The organism is Streptomyces sp. AK08-02, assembly GCF_033795085.1.
GTDB classification, from domain to species: domain Bacteria; phylum Actinomycetota; class Actinomycetes; order Streptomycetales; family Streptomycetaceae; genus Streptomyces; species Streptomyces echiniscabiei.
The window spans coordinates 423,349-441,005 of the sequence record NZ_JARAZV010000007.1; the positions used below are offsets into that span (position 1 = coordinate 423,349).

A 17,657-nucleotide genomic window follows, 5' to 3' on the forward strand; every position below is an offset into this window, starting at 1 on the left:
CACGAACGCGGCTCGGCCCGAGACCGCCTCTGCGGGTGTGCAGAATGCGGAAATTGAGGGTGGTCGCTCAGCGGCCGGCGAGGGCCGGGACGACCTTCGTGGCACACAATTCCGCGAACCAGTGCGCGCTCAGTTTCGGAATGCGCTCGTGGGTGTCGTAGTCGACCCGGATGATGCCGAACCGCGGGCCGTATCCCATGACCCATTCGAAGTTGTCGAGCAGCGACCACACGAGGTACCCGACAACGCGGGCGCCCCTCTCGCGAGCACGATGAGCCGCCGTGACGTGATCGATGAGGAACTGTGTTCGGTCGCGGTCGACGACCACGCGCCGGCCACCCGAGTCGTCGACCACGTCCTCGAAGGCCGCGCCGTTCTCCATCACCATGATCGGCAGTTCGGGGAACTCCTTGGAAAGGGCGACCAGATGATCCTCGAGGCCTCGTGGTTCGATCCCCCAGTCCATCACCGTTCGCGCCAGCTCGTCGCGGCGGACGAACTCGATGCGCTCCGAGCCCGGGAAGGGCGTGCCGCCGGAGCTTTCGGCGCTGGGGTCGAAGTCCTGATTCAGACGTACGTGCATGACCTCGTAGTAGTTGACGCCGAGCAGGTCGATGGGCTGGTGGCAGATCTCCAAGTCGCCCGGCAGAACGAAGCTCCAGTCGGTGAAAGCCCGGGTGTCTTGCAGCAGATCGGCCGGATAGTTCCCGCGGAGCATGGGCCCTGTGAACACGCGGTTGGCCACAGCGTCGAACCGACGCGCGGCTTCGGCGTCCTCGGGGGTCTCGGCTTCGATGCGGAAGATGTTGAGCACCACGGAAATCTGTGCTTCGGCATTGGTCACGGTGCGCCGCAGTGCTGCCACCGCGAGTCCGTGGGAAAGGTTGAGGTGGTGCGCAGCCTTGAGCGCATCTGCATGGCTCTTACCGCCAGGCGCGAACACGCCATTGCCGTACCCGGCGAAGGAGTTGTTCCACGGCTCGTTGTGGGTTGACCAGACGGCGACCCGGTCCCCGAGGGCCGCCCCCACGATCTCCGCGTACTTCTCGAAGGCGAATGCGGTTTCCCGCCCTCGCCAGCCGCCGTAGCGATCCTCCAATGCCTGCGGGAGGTCCCAGTGGTTGAGCGTCACGATCGGCTTGATGCCGCGTGCGAGCAGTCCGTCGACGAGGCGCGAGTAGAACTCCAGACCCTCCGGATTCGCTTCGCCCTCGCCCGTGGGCATCACGCGCGGCCAGGAGATGGAGAACCGGTAGGCGTCGAGGTGGAGCGAGGCCATCAGGTCGAGATCGACCTCGACGCGGTGATAGTGGTCCGCGGCGACGTCCCCGGTCGCCCCCTCAGCAGTCTTCCCCGGGGCGTGGCTGAACGTGTCCCAGATGGACGAGCCTCGACCGCCCTCCCTCGCGCCACCCTCGATCTGGTACGCGGCGGTCGCGGCGCCGAGGATGAAGTCGGGCGGGAACGCCAAGTGCCCGCGGTCGATGGAGTCGCGATACATGGATCAGCCTCTCTGGTGACGTGGCGCCAAAACCTATCACCTGAACTGTTATCGGCACAGGGTTGCGTCAAGGCGAACTGCGACTTCACATTCGCGATGACTTCCGCTGCCGAACATCCACGTTGACCTGAGGGGAAGACGGCGATCGACTCACGATGGGCGTGCTTCTGCAGGGATCGACCAATCGGCGCACTTCGGACCAAGCCGTTTCGCCGTCACGGCAGTTGCGGGTGCGTACGGCAACGACGGCAGCCGACGAGGCGCTTGCCAACGCTGACCAGCGCAGGGCTGCCTGAACGCCACAGGTCCTGACCGACCATGGCCGGTGTCGGTGCGGTCCCTGGGCTGGTGCCGTCAGGCAGAGCGCCCCAGGTCGGGCGTAAGGTGGCCGTCGGGTTGCGGCTGGACGGCTCCGGCAGCCGGCGCTTGGAGGGTCTCGGTGGTGCGTCGCGGGTGACGAGCGCGGATGTCGCGCGGGAGTCAGGCGTGTCGCGGTCAACGGTGAGCTTCGTACTCAACTACGTGCCGAAACAGACCATCCCGGAAGCGACGCGACAGAAGGTTCTGGCGGCTGCCGAGCGGTTGGGTTACACCCCGAACGGGCCCACGCAGGCACTGTCGCGAGGACGCGGCAGCACTGTGCTGCTGCGCCTGCCGGACTTTCCGCCCAGCTCGATCGTCGCCGAGCTCGATCGGGGATTGGCCTCGCAAGGATTGATGCTGGTGACCCATACGGCCAGCCCGGGCCGCCAGCCGGCTCTATCGCTGGCCGCCCCGGTCGCGGTACCGGGACTGACCCCCTTCGACGCAAGGCAAGTCGTCGCATTTCAGGCACGCGGCGCCCGGGTGGTACTGCCAGGACCCGACGACCCGCCGCCTCCCCGTGACGACGCGGGCCGCGTCGTCGGCGCGGCCCAGGCGACCCACTTGGCCTGGCGCGGCACCGTCCGCATCGGCTACGTCCACCCCGCCGATCCCCGGCTCGGACCGATGTCCGACCGGCGCCACGCGGGCGCCGACGAAACAGCGCGCCGGCTCGGCCTGCCTATGGTGCCCTCGCGTCGCATGCCCGACGACGGGGACTTCACGCCGATACTGCGCAGTTGGCCGGCACAAGCGCCCGTCACCGCGATCGCCGCGTTCAACGACGACGTCGCCCTGGCGATCTTGAACGCCGCGTGGGTTCTGGGCGTGGAAGTTCCCTCCGAGCCGGCCGTGATCGGCGCGGACGACATCGCGGCCGCCCGGTACGCCTGCCCACCGCTGACTACGATCCGCGGCTCCAACAAGCCCTTTGGGGCCATGCTGGCCGGGTGGGTTCTGCAGCGGCTCGACGCCGGCGGAGTCGCGCCCCCCAGCTCGGACGAACCTCCGGTGTGGACACCGGACATCGTGGCCCGAGCGTCCGCCTGACCGGTTCTCCAATGTCGGAGTCTGCAGCCAAGGAGCCCTCACGGGTGCGGCCACCGTGGCCGTCATACCCGGCGCCACAGAGCCGAAGGTCAAGGCAGTTGTGCTCTTCGGCAACCCCATCCGCGGGTTCCCGACCTACCGTCAGGTGACCGGCACCTACCAGGCACGCACGCTCGACGACTGCGCGACCGGCGACCCGATCTGTGGCGGCGGGACGGACTCCGCCGCCCACGGCGCCTACTCCCAACCGCAACACAACGACTCCGCCGCGGAGTTCATTGCGGCACGCATGTGACGCAACATCCACAGTCCGACAACGGATGCGAGTCATGAGCACCGCTGAGACCGCCGCCTGACGGCCGCTTGCGCCTCCGGCTTCGCGCGCGAGCGGAGCCGGAGGTCTTCATCAACCCGGCGGACCGTGAACGACGCTCAGTCGGAGTCGTCGTCGCGGCGGTTGGAGTCGTCCGAAGCCGCCTGCTGCACCCAGTGCGCCCGAGCAGCAGCCACGAGCCGCCAGAAGGCGTCGATGGCCTCGACGACATCCAGGTCGTCCCGGTATCGCCGCTGGATCTGGAGCCCGTCCTGCAGGGCGGTCCCCAGCGTGGCGATCATCTCCGGGCTGATCCCCATCGGGGCACCTTCGGGCGCCTCAGGGCCGGGGTCGAGCGTGAGTGTCTGGGCTGCCTGGTAGTGCTCGACGAAGTACGGGTGCGCCGGATGATCGCGATCAATCGCCTCGGCCGAGAGGATGATGTACAGGGACGTCAGTCCCTCGTGCTCCGCGGAGTGACGCGCGACCTCGCGGGACCGCGTAGCGACATCGGTGGCGTGCTGCTCCGACAGGTAGTCGGCAACGGACGAATCGCGCAAGTTGAGCACTTCGACCAGGAGTTCTTCCTTGTCGGCGAAGTGGTGGAGAAGCCCTGTCTGTGTCAGGCGCATCCGCCTGGCGAGCTCACGCATCGACGAGTGTGCGTATCCGGATTCAGCAAAGAGCTCGGCTGCAGCGGCGACGATCTCCCGGCGGCGCTGGAGCCCCTTGCGATAGGGCCCCCGAGGCCCGGTGCTTTCCGCCATGCCTTCAACATACAGCGACGCGGCGGCCCGTTTGACCTGGGTGTGGGCGTGACGATGAAAACTCCACGAAAACTTGTCAGGTGAACTGTGTTACGTGATACTGACGGCCACCGCCACTCCGAGACGACATCTCAGCCGGGGACGCAGCGGCATACACGACGTTCGGGTGACGGGGTTCGCGCACGTCTCAGGAGCGTGGTGCGGCCGGGGGGGGGGCGGCTCCTTGCCGCCGCAACATCGCGGCACACCGCCTGGAAATAAGGAGTACAGATGCGATCCATTCGAAGGTCCCTCGCTGTGCTTGCAGCGGTCGCATTGACCGCCGTCACCGCCGGGTGCGGATCCAGCGACGAGGGCGATGCCGGCGGCAAGATCACCCTCAACGTCTCGACGTTCAGCGAGTGGGGTTACAGCGGCCTGCTGAAGGAGTACCAGAAGCTCCACCCCGACATCACGATCAAGCACAACCGCTTCGCCACGAGTGATGAGGCCAAGGAGCAGTTCCAGACCGCGCTCGGCGCGGGCTCGGGTCTCGCCGATGTCATCGGTGTCGACAACAGCTGGATGCCGCAGATCCTCAAGTACCCGGACAACTTCGTGGATCTCTCCTCACCGAAGGTCGAGGGCCGCTGGCTGGACTGGACAACGAAGATCGCCACCACGGACGACGGCAAGCTGCTCGGATACGCGACGGACCTGGGACCGCAGACGATCGCCTACCGCGCCGACCTGTTCAAGGAGGCCGGTCTGCCGAACGACCGCGAGGAGGTCGCCAAGCTCTTCGGTGGCGACAACGCGACATGGGACGACTTCTTCGCCGTCGGCGAGAAGTTCAAGGCCGCCAAGACAGGTCCGGCGTTCTACGATGCGTCGGCCTCGGTGGCGACCGGCTGGACCGACCAGTACGAGGTGCTCTGGGAGGACCCCAAGAACGGCGAGATCATCGCCGGCGAGAACAAGGACCTCCGGAACATCTACGACACCGTGATGTCGCATGAGGGCCTGTCCGCAGACCTCGCGCGGTTCAGTGAGGACTGGGTCAGCGCATTCCAGAAGGACAAGTTCGCGGTGATGCTCGCGCCTTCGTGGATGCTCGGCGTCATCAAGGGCAATTCGGCCGGGGTCAAGGGCTGGGATATCGCCGACGTCTTCCCCAACGGCGGTGTCAACAGCGGCGGTTCGTACCTCAGCGTGCCGAAGCAGTCCAAGCACCCCGAGGAGGCGCAGGCGCTGGCGGAGTGGCTCACCGCCCCGGAGCAGCAGATGAAGGCGTTCAAGGCGTCGGGCAACTTCCCCAGCCAGGTCGAGGCCCAGAAGAGCCCTGAGATGCAGAAGGTGACCGAACCCTTCTTCAACGATGCGCCCGTAGGAAAGGTCCTCGCCGAGCGCGCGTCGAACATCAGCGTGGTCCCGTACAAGGGTGACAACTACTTCGCGATCACAGCGGCATTCAACGACGCGGTCAACCGTGTCTCGGTCGACAAGACCCACTCCGCCAAGGAGTCATGGGACATGTTCGTCGAGGGACTGGACTCGCTGAAGTGATCGGTTCGTCCGCGCGCTCGGGGGCGCCCTCCGCGGACGGCGCCCCCGATTCACCATCGGAGGAAGAGCGCATGGTCCGTCCGGCAGGGAGCGCGTCACCCCGTGGTGATGCCTCACCTCCACACACGCCCTCGCCCTGGCATCAGCGTCTGGGCCGCTGGGACATGAAGGCGTCGCCGTACGCCTATATCTCCCCGTTCTTCATCCTGTTCGGGATCGTCGGCCTGTTCCCGCTGCTGTACACCGCCTACGTCTCGCTGCACGACTGGGACCTCATCGGTGGGCAGAGCGAATTCGTCGGGCTCGACAACTTCACCTTTATCCTCGACCAGCCGGTCTTCTGGGATGCGATGGGCAACACCGTCAGCATCTTCCTGCTCTCGACGGTCCCCCAGATTCTGATCGCCCTCGTACTTGCCAGCCTCCTGCACGCGAACATTCGTGCGCGCACCTTCTGGCGGATGGGGGTACTGCTGCCGTACGTGATCGCTCCGGTCGCCGTGACGCTGATCTTCTCGCGCATGTTCGCGGACCAGTCCGGTCTGGTGAACGCGCTTCTCGAGCAGCTGGGCATGGATCCGATCGGATGGCACCGGGACAGCCTTCCGGCGCACATCGTCATCGCAAACATGGTCAACTTCCGGTGGACCGGCTTCAACACCCTCGTGCTGCTTGCGGCGATGCAGGCGATCTCCCGTGACCTGTACGAGGCGGCGATCCTCGACGGCGCGGGGCGGATTCGACAGTTCTTCTCCGTCACGGTGCCGTCCGTGCGTCCGACGCTCATCTTCGTCGTGATCACGTCCACGATCGGCGGGCTGCAGATCTTTGACGAGCCGCGTCTGTACGACACGCAAGGGCTCGGCGGCAGTTCAGGGCAGTGGAAGACGATCACTCTGTACCTGTACGAACTCGGCTGGAACCAGCAGCGACTGGGCCGTGCAGCGGCCGTCGCGTGGCTGCTCTTCCTGCTGATCATCGCATTCGCTCTGGTCAGCAACTGGCTGTCGCGCCGCATCGCTTCCGGAGACGACGCCACGGCCGGCTCCCGGCAGACGCGCCGTGCCGCCCGACGCAGCGCACCGAGCGCAGCAGCTCGTACGCCCGACTCCTCCGCACCGTCCGGTGCCACGCCCGGGAGCAGCACGTGACCCCTCCTTCCATCCCGTACATCGAGCAGACGTCCGGTCGTGGAGCCGCCCGTGCGGCGCGCCGTCGGCGTGGACGGAACGACGGCGCTGTGCGCCGACCGGGAAAGACGACCTACGTCATCCTCACTCTGGTCGCGCTCATTTCGATCTTCCCGCTCTACTACGCGCTCCTGCTCGCGTCCTCGACGTCGGCAGAGGTCGCGCAGAACCCGATCCCCTCGCCGATCCCGGGCGGGCAGCTGGCCGACAATCTCACGCGGGTCTTCGAGTCGGACATCGACCTGCCGCGCGCGGTCTGGAACTCGGTCTTCGTCTCGGTGACAACGGCCCTCGCCGTCGTGTTGGTGTCCACGTTGGCCGGCTTCGCCTTCTCGAAGCTCCGGTTCAAGGGACGTGCCGGCCTCCTCACATTCGTGGTGGGCACCATGGCGGTACCCACTCAGCTCGGGGTCGTGCCGTTGTTCATCGTCATGCGCGAGATGGGCCTGACGGGAAGCCTCTGGGCGGTCATCATCCCCGGTATCGCCTCCGCCTTCGGCGTGTTCTGGATGACGCAGTACCTCCAGTCGGCGCTGCCCTATGAGCTCATCGAGGCAGCCCGCATCGACGGGGCATCAACGTTCCGGATCTTCCGCTCCATCGTGCTGCCGGCCGCCAGGCCCGCGGCCGCCATGCTGGGCCTGTTCACCTTCATCGGGGCGTGGACCCAGTACTTCTGGCCGTCGATCGTGCTCGGCACGACCAATCCGACACTCCCCGTCGCGCTGCAACTGCTGCAGGCCGGGTTCTTCAAGGACATCCCCCTCATCATGACCGGCGTTCTCGTGTCCGTGGTGCCGCTTCTCGTGCTGTTCGCCGTACTCGGCAGGCAGTTGGTCGCAGGCGTCATGCAGGGAGCCGTCAAGGGGTGACCCGCCCGCACCGCACTGCCGGACCGGGACATGTGCCGGTGCACTGACACGGTGCACGGCCCCGACCGCCCCGAGGGGGCCTGCACCCAGGCCCCGGGAACGAAATCGAGAGGAACTCCCACCACTCATGCCTGCGACGACTGCATCGGGCAGTACCACCTTCCGCGATCTCAACGGCAACGGGCGCATGGAGCCCTACGAGAACCCGCGGCTCAGCGCCGAGGAACGCACGGAAGATCTGTTGACCCGGCTCTCGCTCGAAGAGAAAGTCGGTCTGCTCTTCCACACAGTCATCGAGATGGGCCCGGGAGGCACCGTCCTCGAAGAGCCCGGTGCGATCAGCAAGTCACCCACCAGCGAGGTGATCCTGGGCAGGGGGATCAGCCACTTCAACACGCACCGAATCGAAGACCCTCGGGCAGCCGCACGGTGGCACAACGCGATCCAGCGGCTCGCAGAGAAGACCCCGCACGGCATCCCGGTCACGATTTCCAGCGACCCTCGACACGGATTCCTGGAGAACATCGGGGCTTCCTTCACTGCAGGTCCGTTCTCGCAGTGGCCCGACGCCCTCGGCCTTGCGGCACTGCGCGACCCGGACACCGTGCGCGAGTTCGCGCGCCGGGTGCGCGAGGAGTACCGCGCCGTCGGCATCCGCATGGCACTGCATCCTCAGGTCGACCTCGCCAGCGAACCCCGCTGGGCACGCCAACTCCAGACGTTCGGCGCCGACACCGATCTCGTGGTCGCCTACACGCGCGCGTACCTCGAAGGTTTCCAGGGCGCGGCGCTCGACTCAACGAGCATCGCCTGCGTCACCAAGCACTTCCCCGGCGGCGGCGCGCAGCTGGACGGCGAGGATGCGCACTTCCCGTACGGTCGCGAGCAGGTCTACCCGGGTGGTGCGTTCGAGGAGCACCTCCGTCCGTTCGTCACCGCCGTCGAGCACGGCACCGCCGCGGTCATGCCCTACTACGGCATGCCGGTCGGTCTTGAGATCGACGGCGAACCGATCGAGGAGGTCGGGTTCGGGTACAACAAGCAGATCCTCACCGGGCTGCTGCGCGAGCGGCTGGGCTTCGACGGGCTGATCGTCACGGACTGGGAGCTGGTGAACGACAACCACGTCGGGGACCAGGTCCTGCCCGCACGCGCGTGGGGGGTTGAAGAGCTCGACGCCCGCGAGCGCATGGTCAAGATCCTCAATGCCGGCGCGGACCAGTTCGGCGGTGAACAGTGCACGGATCTCCTGCTTGAGCTCGTACGGGATGGCGTCGTCCCGGAGAGCAGGATCGACGAGTCGGCGCGCCGCGTCCTGCTGATCAAGTTCCGGCTCGGTCTGTTCGACAACCCTTTCATCGACGAAGATGCCGCCGTGGCCGTTGTGGGCAACGCCGAGACCCGGCGGGTCGCCCTGGAGACACAGTCCCGTTCCGTCACCGTCCTGAAGAACTCCGTGGTCGAAGGAAGGCCAGTGCTTCCGCTCGCCGTGGGCGCGCGCTTGTACGCGGAGGGGATCGATCCGGAGGTCCTCGGCCGGGAGTTCACCCCCGTGACGACGCCGCAGGAGGCAGAACTGGCCATCGTGCGCATCGACGCACCGTTCGAGCCGCGGGACGACCTGTTCCTGGAGTCGTATTTCCACCAGGGGTCTCTTGACCTGCCCCCCGGCCTCGTACACCGACTGCGTAGGATCGCCCACTACGCCCCGCTGATCGTGGATGTCGCCTTGGACCGCCCGGCCATCCTCACGCCGCTCGTCGACGCGCTCGCCGGACTGACCGTCACCTTCGGTGTCTCGGATGACGCTCTGCTCACCGCCCTCACCGGCCGCATCGCTCCGGAGGGCAAACTTCCCGTCGAGCTTCCGCGGTCGATGCAGGCCGTACGAGAGTCCGCGCCGGACGCGCTGGCGGACACCGCCGACCCGCTGTTCCCCCTGGGATCGGGGCTGGAGATCTGATGTCCCGTTCGTGGAACCCGCACTCGCACAGAAGGATCACGTCATGACCGACGCACGTTCCCGCGCCATCGAGTTGCTCGGTCGCATGACCCTGCACGAAAAGGTCGCGCAGCTGACGTCGCTGATCCCGACAATGCTCTTCGACGCCAAAGGCATCCGCCCGGACGTCGCCGCGGCCAAGCTGGCGAATGGCATCGGCTACATCGAACCGCACATGGGGGGCTTTCCGGCGAACGCGGCCGAACTCGCCCGGCTCAACAACGCGGTACAGCGCCACCTGGTCGAGAACACCCGCCTGGGCATTCCCGCGATCATGCACATCGAGGCGCTGAACGGTGTGAACGCCCCCACCTTCACATCCTTCCCCACCGCGATCGCCCTCGCGGCCACCTGGGACACCACCGGGGTGGGCGAGATGGCCGCACTGACCCGTCGGCAGATGCGATCCGTGGGCCTGCACCACGCCCTGTCGCCGCTGCTCGACATCGCCCGCGACGCGCGATGGGGCCGAGTTCACGAGACGTACGGCGAGGATCCATACCTGGTCAGCGCGCTGGGAGTGTCCTTCGTACGCAATCTTCAAGGCGAGTCGCTGCTGGACGGGGTCATCGCCACCGGCAAGCACTTCCTCGGCTACGCAATGAGTGAGGCCGGTCTCAACATGGCGACCGTGCCGATGGGAGCGCGCGAGCTGCGGGAGGTGTACGCGCGCCCCTTCGCCGCCGCCATCCAGCTCGCGGGACTGGGCTCGATCATGAACTCGCTCGCCGACTGGGACGGAGTGCCCGCTGCCGCCGACCCTCGGGTGTTCCGCAAGATGTTGCGCGACCAACTCGGGTTCAACGGCACCGTCGTGTCGGACTGGCTGTCGATCGAGAACCTCGTGACCCATCATCGCGCCGCGCGCGATGCACGCGAAGCGGGCGTGCTCGGCATGCGGGCCGGCATCGACGTGGAAATGCCCGAGCCGTTCGGCTACGGCGACAACCTCGTCGAGGCCGTCCGCGACGGCGAGATTCCCGAAACGACCGTCGACGAGTCGGTCCTCCGCGTACTGACGCACAAGTTCCAACTGGGCCTGTTCGAGAACCCCTACGTGGAAACCGACCCGGTGGAGATCATGTCCGTGGCGCAGGAGGGCCGCGACCTCTCCCTGCGTCTTGCGCGCGAGTCCGTCACGCTCCTCAAGAACGACGACGGGGTGCTCCCACTCAGCGGCGCCCCGCGCATCGCGGTCGTCGGACCTCATGCCGAGGCTGTGGGCACGGCCTTCGCCCCGTACACCTTCCCCTCCTTCATCGAGCTGACCCGAGCACTGCTGAACGGCAAGACGAGTTCCATGGTCGGTGTCGAAAACCTCGACTCCTTCGGCCCCGACGACGCCTACGTGCACGAGGAGATCGGCGACCTGCTCGCCATGAGCGAGGACGAGTTCGCGAGGTCGCGCTACGAAGCGGTCTCCCTGGCGGACGCCCTCCAAGCCGCGCTACCCGACTCCGAAATCCTCGTCGCAACTGGATGCGGAGTCACCGACGGGGCCGAGGGGATCGGCGCGGCAGTCGACGTCGCGCGTGATGCGGATGTCGTGGTCCTGGCACTGGGCGGCGTGGCGCGATGGTTCTTCGGTGAACGGACGGAGGGTGAGGGTGCGGACACCGCCGATGTGACGCTGCCGGATGTACAGCGTCGGCTCGTGCACGAGATCGCCGCGCTCGGCAAGACGACCGTCGGCGTGATCTTCTCGGGCCGCCCTCTCGCCCTTGGTGACGTCGAGCCCGAGCTCGACGCCATCCTGCTCGGGTACTACGGCTCGCAGTTCGGCACACCTGCCGTCGCGGAGATCCTCAGCGGCACGGCCGAGCCGCAGGGCCGCCTGCCGTACACGATCCCCCGCTCCAGCGGTCAGGTCCCCCTCCATGCGGGCCAGCGGTTCGGCAGCGGATACCGCCGTCGGGAAGGCGATCCGCACGGCGGATACGTGGACGAGTCCGCGGCACCGCTCTACCCGTTCGGGCACGGCCTGACGTATACCGAATTCGTCTACTCCGACCTCCAGCTGAGCAGCACGTCGATCGCACCCGACCGCACCGTCGAGGTCACCGCGACCGTCACGAACACGGGCGACCGCCCAGGCGTAGAACTCATGCAGCTCTACGTCGAGGACGATGCGCCCGGCGTGTCGAGGCCGGCGCTCCAGCTCGCGGGGTTCCATCGCCTCGAACTGCAGCCAGGGGATCAGGCGACGGTGAGATTCGCTCTGGAACTCCCGCTGCTGGCCTACCTGTCCCTGGACGACAGATGGGTCGTGGATCCGGGCCCGATGTGGATCTCGGTCGGCTCGTCGTCGAGTGACCTTCGCCTGCGCGGTCGCCTGGACGTCGTCGGTGACACCGTGGACGTCACGCGACGGAGGGTGTACCTGACCCACTCTGCACGGACCGCTCCTACGACGGGAACGTGACACGCGAGACCGCCGCCCCGCCAGCAGCCCGTGGGGAGCGGACCTGACACCGCTCCCCACGGGCCTTCGCCTGGCCAACTATCCGGCATCGCGCCGCACCCCTGGGACGGCGATGGCTGAGAGCGCCGGCAGCGACCTGGCGCCGTCCGCCGCCCTCGCCCGAAGACACCGCTCAACCGGAAGACATCGATGGGAGCCCCTTGCAACACCACGGCATAGACCAGGCCACGGGCCAGCTGATCGTCGGCGGTACGCCGTACCTGATCCGCGGCATCGAGGTCCACAACTCCACCTCGTCCCACGCCGACTACCTGGAACCCGTGTGGAAGCGGTGTGCGGACGCAGCGGTCAACACCGTTCTTGCACCGGTCAGTTGGGAGCTTGTGGAACCGACGGAGGGAGAGTTCGACTTTCACTTGGTCGACGCCATGCTCTCCGGTGCGCGCGACCACGAGCTCAAGCTGGTGCTTCTCTGGTTCGGCAGCTGGAAGAACGCTTCGTCGAGCTACGTGCCGGCCTGGGTCAAGCTCGATCCGGTCCGTTTTCCGCTGCAGGTCGACGAGGCCGGCGATCCGCTGGACAACCTCAGCCCGTTCTCCACGAACAACCGCGACGCCGACGCGGCCGCTTTCGCGGCCTTCATGGAGCACCTCGCACGCGTCGACGGCCGCGAGAAGACCGTGATCATGGTGCAGGTCGAGAACGAGGTCGGGCTGCTCGGGGCACCGCGCTCCTACGGAGCGGACGCGGCAGCCGCATGGGCGGCTCCCGTTCCGGCAGCCCTTGCGGAAGCACTGCGCAACGGAGCCTCCCCGTACGTCCAGGCCCCGGACGAGCCGTCCACCCCGACGTGGGACCTCCTGACGGGCGACTCCGACCGGAAGGCCGAGTTGTTCATGGCCTGGCACTACGCCTGCTACATCGAGCACGTCGCCGCCGCAGGCCTGGCCCGCTACGACATCCCGCTGTTCGCCAACGCCTGGCTGGACTCGAGCGTGCCGAACGGATCGGAGTCCGCGAACATCGCCGTCGCCGGCGGCAGCGCGCCGGGGGTGTTCCCCAGTGGGGGGCCACTACCGCATGTCAGCGCTGCCTGGAAGCTGGCCGCTCCCTCGCTCGCGTTCCTCGCCCCAGACGTGTACTTCGGCGACTTCGACATCCCGTTCAAGCGCTACGCGGACACGAACACCACCTTGTTCGTGCCCGAGATGCGCGCCGACTGCCACGGGGTCTCGCACAGCTTCCTCGCCATCGGACAGTACGGTGCCATCGGGGTCTCGCCGTTCGGCTTCGACTCCCTCGACGATGACCGCACGGTGGAGCTGCGCCGTATCTATGCGCAGCTCGCGGCGCTGGAGAACGACATCCTTGCCGCACAGCCGCGAGGGCGCGTGCGCGGCTTCCGGGTCCCGGCCTCCAAGGAGGAGACGTTCGCCCTCGGCAAGTACGAGTTCGTGATCAGGGCCTATCCGGAACACGGCAACGGCGAGCGGTTCGGCTATGGGCTCCTGCTGCAGTTCGACGACGACGTGTTCATCGCCGTCGGCGACAACTTCACGGTCTGCCCGCGCTCGCCGGACGGCCGGCCGGTGGCCATCTTGCAGGCGGACGAACTCGTGGCAGGCACGGGCCGGCTCCGTCCGCGAAGGCGCCTCAATGGTGACGAGACGTTGTCCGGCACCGGCATCAGGATCGCGGAGCACCCGGCCCCGATGCACGGTTTCATGGCGACCAGCGGGATCCCGTCAGGGGTGGTGAGGTTCTCGCTGTACTTCCCCGGGGCGCCGAGGGGCACCGCCGCCCCGGACTACTGATGGGTGCCGCCGTCAATACGGATCTCCGTGCCGGAGATGAAGGCGCCGTCGTCGGAGATGAGCGTGGCCACGACTGCTGCCACCACCTCCGGCGACCCGTAGCGCTCCCGGACTGCGGGAGTGAGCTTCGCGAAGAGGCTCCAGTCGGTGTCCTCCGGCACCAGTGACGCGAAGTTCTCGGTCATGGCGCTGACGATGCCGCCAGGGCAGATGTTTACCGCGCGCAAGCCCTGCTTGGCGTACTCCTGGGCGATGCTGTGCGTGAAGGACAGGATCCCGCCCTTGCTGGCGGAGTACGCGGCCAGGAACGGATGGGCGAACTGGGCTGACGTGGAGCTGAAGTTGACCACGACGCCGTTACCCGTCTCCAGCAGCGCGGGCAACGCGGCCCGGGTGACCAGGAACGTGCCCGTGAGGTTCACGGCAAGGACGCGGTTCCACAGCTCGAGCGAGCACTGGTGTGTATGCGCTCCGCGCAGCATGCCGGCGATGTTCACGAGCGCGTCGAGCCCGCCGAGGGTGGCAATCGTTTCACCCACGACGTCGACGACCGCGTCCGCGTCCGCCACGTCCAGCGCCGCGGTGACGAGCCGCTCGCCGGTGCCGGCCTTCGCGGCCAGGCCGGCGGTCCCGCTGAGCCCCTCTTCCTCGATGTCCGTCGCGACGACCGCCGCTCCTTCCTCGAGCAGCCTCAACGTCGTCGAGCGTCCGATGCCCGAAGCGGCTCCGGTGACGAACACGCGTCTGCTGCTGAGTCGTTCCATGAGGTTCCTCCAGGTCTCGACGGTGCGCTTGCCCTGGCCGCGAATCGCCGCCCGCTCATTCCGGGATCGGTACCTGGCGGTACGGCGCGATACGGACCGGCCCCATGAGGCCGTATTGCTGCCGGGGCTTCTCGGCCTGACCCGGGAAGCCTTCCGTGACCCGAAGGCGATTGCGCAGCGGTGTCGCCACCCGGACCGTGATGCTGTTGTCTCCTTGCTTCACGTAGCCACTGAGATCGATCCGCCGGCCGACCTGGTCGGACGGTGGCAGCGTCGTGCCGTTGACCGTCACCTCGAAGGTGTCGGTGACCTGTCCGAGGTCGAGGTAGGCCCCGTCCAACCGCACGAGCCGTACCGTGGTGCGATAGGTGCCGACCCCGGAGACGTCCTCAAGGCCGGGGATGGCGGACCAGGGTGCAAGGCGGTTCAGGTGATGCTCGTGCTCGCTGACTTCGAGCTTGCCGTCCGGGCCTCGGTGCCAGTCCTCGACGGAGAGCTCCCACACGTTCAGCTCCTGGGCTGCCCCGGTGGGAGGAACGGTCACCCTCCGTTCGGAGCCGTCGTCAAGCTTCACGGTGTACGAACCAGCCGTTGAGCCCCGCAGGAGCAGACCGCCACCGGGCGCCGTCACGACCTCTCCGCCCGTGGTGGCGACCACATGACGGGCACTGCCCGGTACGAGAACGATGATGGTGGATTCGCCGGGTGCGAGCCGCACCGGGACTGTGATCCGCCCGCGTTCTGTTCGGTACTGGGCGACTGAGGTGACCGTGCCCGTCCAGGCATCCAGTTCGTAGGGGGTGCCTCGGCCCTCCAGGGCGACCTCCTCGGACACGGCTCTTTCCGAGGAGTTGTGCAGGTGATACAGCGCGCCTCGCGACAGTGTGCGACGCAGGGCGAGCACGGCGGGAGCGACGCGCGTGTCCGCTGCGGGACGGATGCCGAGCACCTCGAAGACGGCGGGCAACCCGCTCGGTTCGGCGACGTGGCGTACCGAGGCCTGCTTGAGCAACAGGTCCATCAACTCGGCCAGTGCCGCATCCTGCTGTGCCGCCCGGTGGGCGCCAGGCGTGCGGGTCGGCGGCGCACCGACGATCACTACGGGCAGGCCGCTGCGGGCGTGCGACAGCAGCAGTCGGGCGGTGGCTATGGGCAACGTGGGCTGGCGGTCGAGGATCAGCGCACGATAGGCGGGTCCTTCCGGGGCAAGGCGCCGGTCACGTACGCGGGTTCCGTCGAGTTGTGCCGGGCCGGCGAAGTCGTAAGTGAAGCCGTCCAGCCCGGCCGGGATGCGCATGCCGGTCCCGTAGGCGTGGCGGTAGACGACCAAGTCCACCGAAGGCCTGCCCTGGCGCAGGGCGAACTGCGTGCGCGCAGTCCAGTCGACGATCTTGCCGGTGTCGTTCCACGTGGGCTGGCGCGGCCCCCATGCCTCGGAGAAACCGTTGCCGCCCTGGAGGGTGAACGGTGAGAAGCCGGGCCAGGTGGTTCCCAGGCCCGCCTCGGTGGCGAAGCCGTGATAGACGACCTGGTTGACACCGTGGGCGAAGGCGGCGTTGAAGTGCTTGAGCATCTGCGGCCAGGTCTGCGCGTACGCCTCGCCGTAGATCGCGCAGCCTTCGAGCGAGAAGACGCGCTGCCCGGACAGGTGCACCGCACCGGACGAGAGCCATCGGTATGGCTCGTCGGTGTAGTCGGGCGCCGCGCCGAGCGACTCGGTCTCGTTGATGTCGAGGGCCGCGCCGATCGTGGGAACGTCGGTGGTGGTGCCGTAGGGCTGGGCCCGCAGTCTCAGGCCCATGGCGTGCGCCCAGGACTTCAGTGGCTCGACGTGCTCACTGATGTACAGGTCCGTGAGCGTGTGATAGTAGTCGTCGCGGACGCGGGCGCCACTGTCGTCGGTGAACGCGAAGTCCGGGGTGTCGTCGGGTGTCACGCTCGTGTACTGCCGGTGGATCCGGTCGATGAACAGCACCGGCAGGTTGTCGATCAAGGAGTAGCCGCGCAGCTTCTTGAAGCGCGCCGGAAGTTCCCGGGACCAGTGCTGGGCGGAGTCCAACTCCAGGGAATCTTCGAAGAGATCCCCTCCGTTGTCCTGCAGCAGACTGCGCAGGCGGGGCGTCAGGACGCGCTCGTCCCAGTAGCTGGTTACTGCCCGGGTACCGGCGGCACTGAAGTGGTCGACGACATACGCCGCCTCTGTCGTGGCGGCCTGGCCGACGACGGCGGCCTGGCCGGTGCCGCGCTGCCAGAACGCGAACAGCAGCCACTGCCCATCCGCTGGGGCGGTCCAGGCGAGGGTGCCGTCGCTCACCCGTCCTGTGAGGTCGATCCGGGAAGCCCGCTCGAGCAGTACGGGCTTCGCGTCGGTTGGGCCCGCGCAGCGAAACGCCTGGACCGCTATCAGGGTTTGCTCGGTGACGCCCGCGTGCGGCTGCGGGGCCGCCGGCACGGGCCCGTCGTATGCTTCGCCGCCCGCAAGGACCGCACGCCCGTAGGCGATCTCCTGGGCTGCTTCCGGGCTGTCCGGCGACAGCCCGGGGGCCACCAGCGGCCAGGCCGGGCCCACGGTGAGATCGATGCGCACCCCGTGCCTGTGACCGGCGGCGACCGCCTGCTCCAGGCGCTCGGTGAGCACAGCGCTGCCCCAGCCGTACTGCTGAGCGTCGGCGGTGACGATGCACTGGATCTCGACTGCGCCGAAACCTCGGCCTGCGATCGCCTCGATCTCCGCGTCGATGGTTTCCGCCGCGATCTCTCCGCACGGCCACCAGTAGCGGATCTTCGGCCGGGCATTCGCAGGCGGGTGAGCGAACCGCCGGACGAAGGCGCTGTCCAGCCCGGTCGACGAAGAGGCGGCAGCGCTCTTGGCCCCGGCCCACAAGGTCCCCGTGGGTGCCAGCGTCACCGCGGCCGCGGTCGCACAGAACTGTCTGCGGGAGAAACGGGACACAGCGGCTCCAGATGAAGTGATCCCCGGCAGTCGGGAGTTGGTGTGCCGGGCACCCTTTCATCGCCTGGGCCGTTCGGTGTCGGTCGATCCCGGTGACCGGG

General features: G+C 67.6%; 12 protein-coding genes. 8 read left to right on the forward strand and 4 right to left on the reverse strand.

All coding sequences use genetic code 11. The features are described from left to right. Positions 1–67: 67 nt before the first annotated feature. On the reverse strand, positions 68–1,501 hold the full coding sequence (locus PV734_RS17475; protein ID WP_010354074.1) for a GH1 family beta-glucosidase: 1,434 nt from the start codon (positions 1,499–1,501) through the stop codon (positions 68–70). A 396-nt stretch (positions 1,502–1,897) separates the two neighbouring features. Between PV734_RS17475 and PV734_RS17480 the strand changes: the two genes are divergently transcribed. Both PV734_RS17480 and PV734_RS17485 read left to right on the forward strand, forming a co-directional pair. After that, on the forward strand, positions 1,898–2,914 hold the full coding sequence (locus PV734_RS17480; protein WP_231885170.1) for a LacI family DNA-binding transcriptional regulator: 1,017 nt from the start codon (positions 1,898–1,900) through the stop codon (positions 2,912–2,914). Beyond that, on the forward strand, positions 2,796–3,209 hold the full coding sequence (locus PV734_RS17485; protein ID WP_223786226.1) for a cutinase family protein: 414 nt from the start codon (positions 2,796–2,798) through the stop codon (positions 3,207–3,209). The genes PV734_RS17480 and PV734_RS17485 overlap by 119 nt, the downstream gene beginning before the upstream one ends. Positions 3,210–3,346: 137 nt before the next feature. Here PV734_RS17485 and PV734_RS17490 read toward each other — a convergent pair whose 3' ends face one another. Further along, the gene (locus PV734_RS17490) at positions 3,347–3,994 is read right to left on the reverse strand and encodes a TetR/AcrR family transcriptional regulator (RefSeq protein WP_006379142.1); all 648 of its coding nucleotides are present in this window, start codon (positions 3,992–3,994) and stop codon (positions 3,347–3,349) included. 270 nt (positions 3,995–4,264) lie between these two features. On the opposite strand from PV734_RS17490, the gene PV734_RS17495 reads away from it, so the two are divergent. The 6 genes from PV734_RS17495 (at position 4,265) to PV734_RS17520 (ending at position 13,839) form a co-directional block, all read left to right on the forward strand. Next, the gene (locus tag PV734_RS17495) at positions 4,265–5,539 is read left to right on the forward strand and encodes an ABC transporter substrate-binding protein (protein WP_006378806.1); all 1,275 of its coding nucleotides are present in this window, start codon (positions 4,265–4,267) and stop codon (positions 5,537–5,539) included. Between the two features lie 164 nt (positions 5,540–5,703). Then, positions 5,704–6,690: a carbohydrate ABC transporter permease gene (locus PV734_RS17500; RefSeq protein WP_006378862.1), complete on the forward strand. Its 987-nt coding sequence runs from the start codon at positions 5,704–5,706 to the stop codon at positions 6,688–6,690. Further along, the gene (locus tag PV734_RS17505; RefSeq protein ID WP_029183909.1) at positions 6,687–7,601 is read left to right on the forward strand and encodes a carbohydrate ABC transporter permease; all 915 of its coding nucleotides are present in this window, start codon (positions 6,687–6,689) and stop codon (positions 7,599–7,601) included. The genes PV734_RS17500 and PV734_RS17505 overlap by 4 nt, the downstream gene beginning before the upstream one ends. Before the next feature lie 127 nt (positions 7,602–7,728). Continuing rightward, positions 7,729–9,564: a glycoside hydrolase family 3 protein gene (locus tag PV734_RS17510; RefSeq protein ID WP_006378679.1), complete on the forward strand. Its 1,836-nt coding sequence runs from the start codon at positions 7,729–7,731 to the stop codon at positions 9,562–9,564. A 43-nt stretch (positions 9,565–9,607) separates the two neighbouring features. Beyond that, a complete protein-coding gene (locus PV734_RS17515) occupies positions 9,608–12,025 on the forward strand; it encodes a glycoside hydrolase family 3 N-terminal domain-containing protein (protein WP_223786224.1) in 2,418 nt (805 codons plus the stop codon). A gap of 200 nt (positions 12,026–12,225) precedes the next feature. Next, on the forward strand, positions 12,226–13,839 hold the full coding sequence (locus PV734_RS17520) for a DUF5597 domain-containing protein (protein WP_006379260.1): 1,614 nt from the start codon (positions 12,226–12,228) through the stop codon (positions 13,837–13,839). Here PV734_RS17520 and PV734_RS17525 read toward each other — a convergent pair. Both PV734_RS17525 and PV734_RS17530 read right to left on the reverse strand, forming a co-directional pair. Beyond that, positions 13,833–14,603, reverse strand: coding sequence for an SDR family NAD(P)-dependent oxidoreductase (locus PV734_RS17525; RefSeq protein ID WP_010354077.1), 771 nt, complete (start codon positions 14,601–14,603; stop codon positions 13,833–13,835). The genes PV734_RS17520 and PV734_RS17525 overlap by 7 nt on opposite strands. A gap of 55 nt (positions 14,604–14,658) precedes the next feature. Then, positions 14,659–17,556: a glycosyl hydrolase gene (locus PV734_RS17530; protein WP_006378968.1), complete on the reverse strand. Its 2,898-nt coding sequence runs from the start codon at positions 17,554–17,556 to the stop codon at positions 14,659–14,661. Between the last annotated feature and the right edge of the window lie 101 nt (positions 17,557–17,657).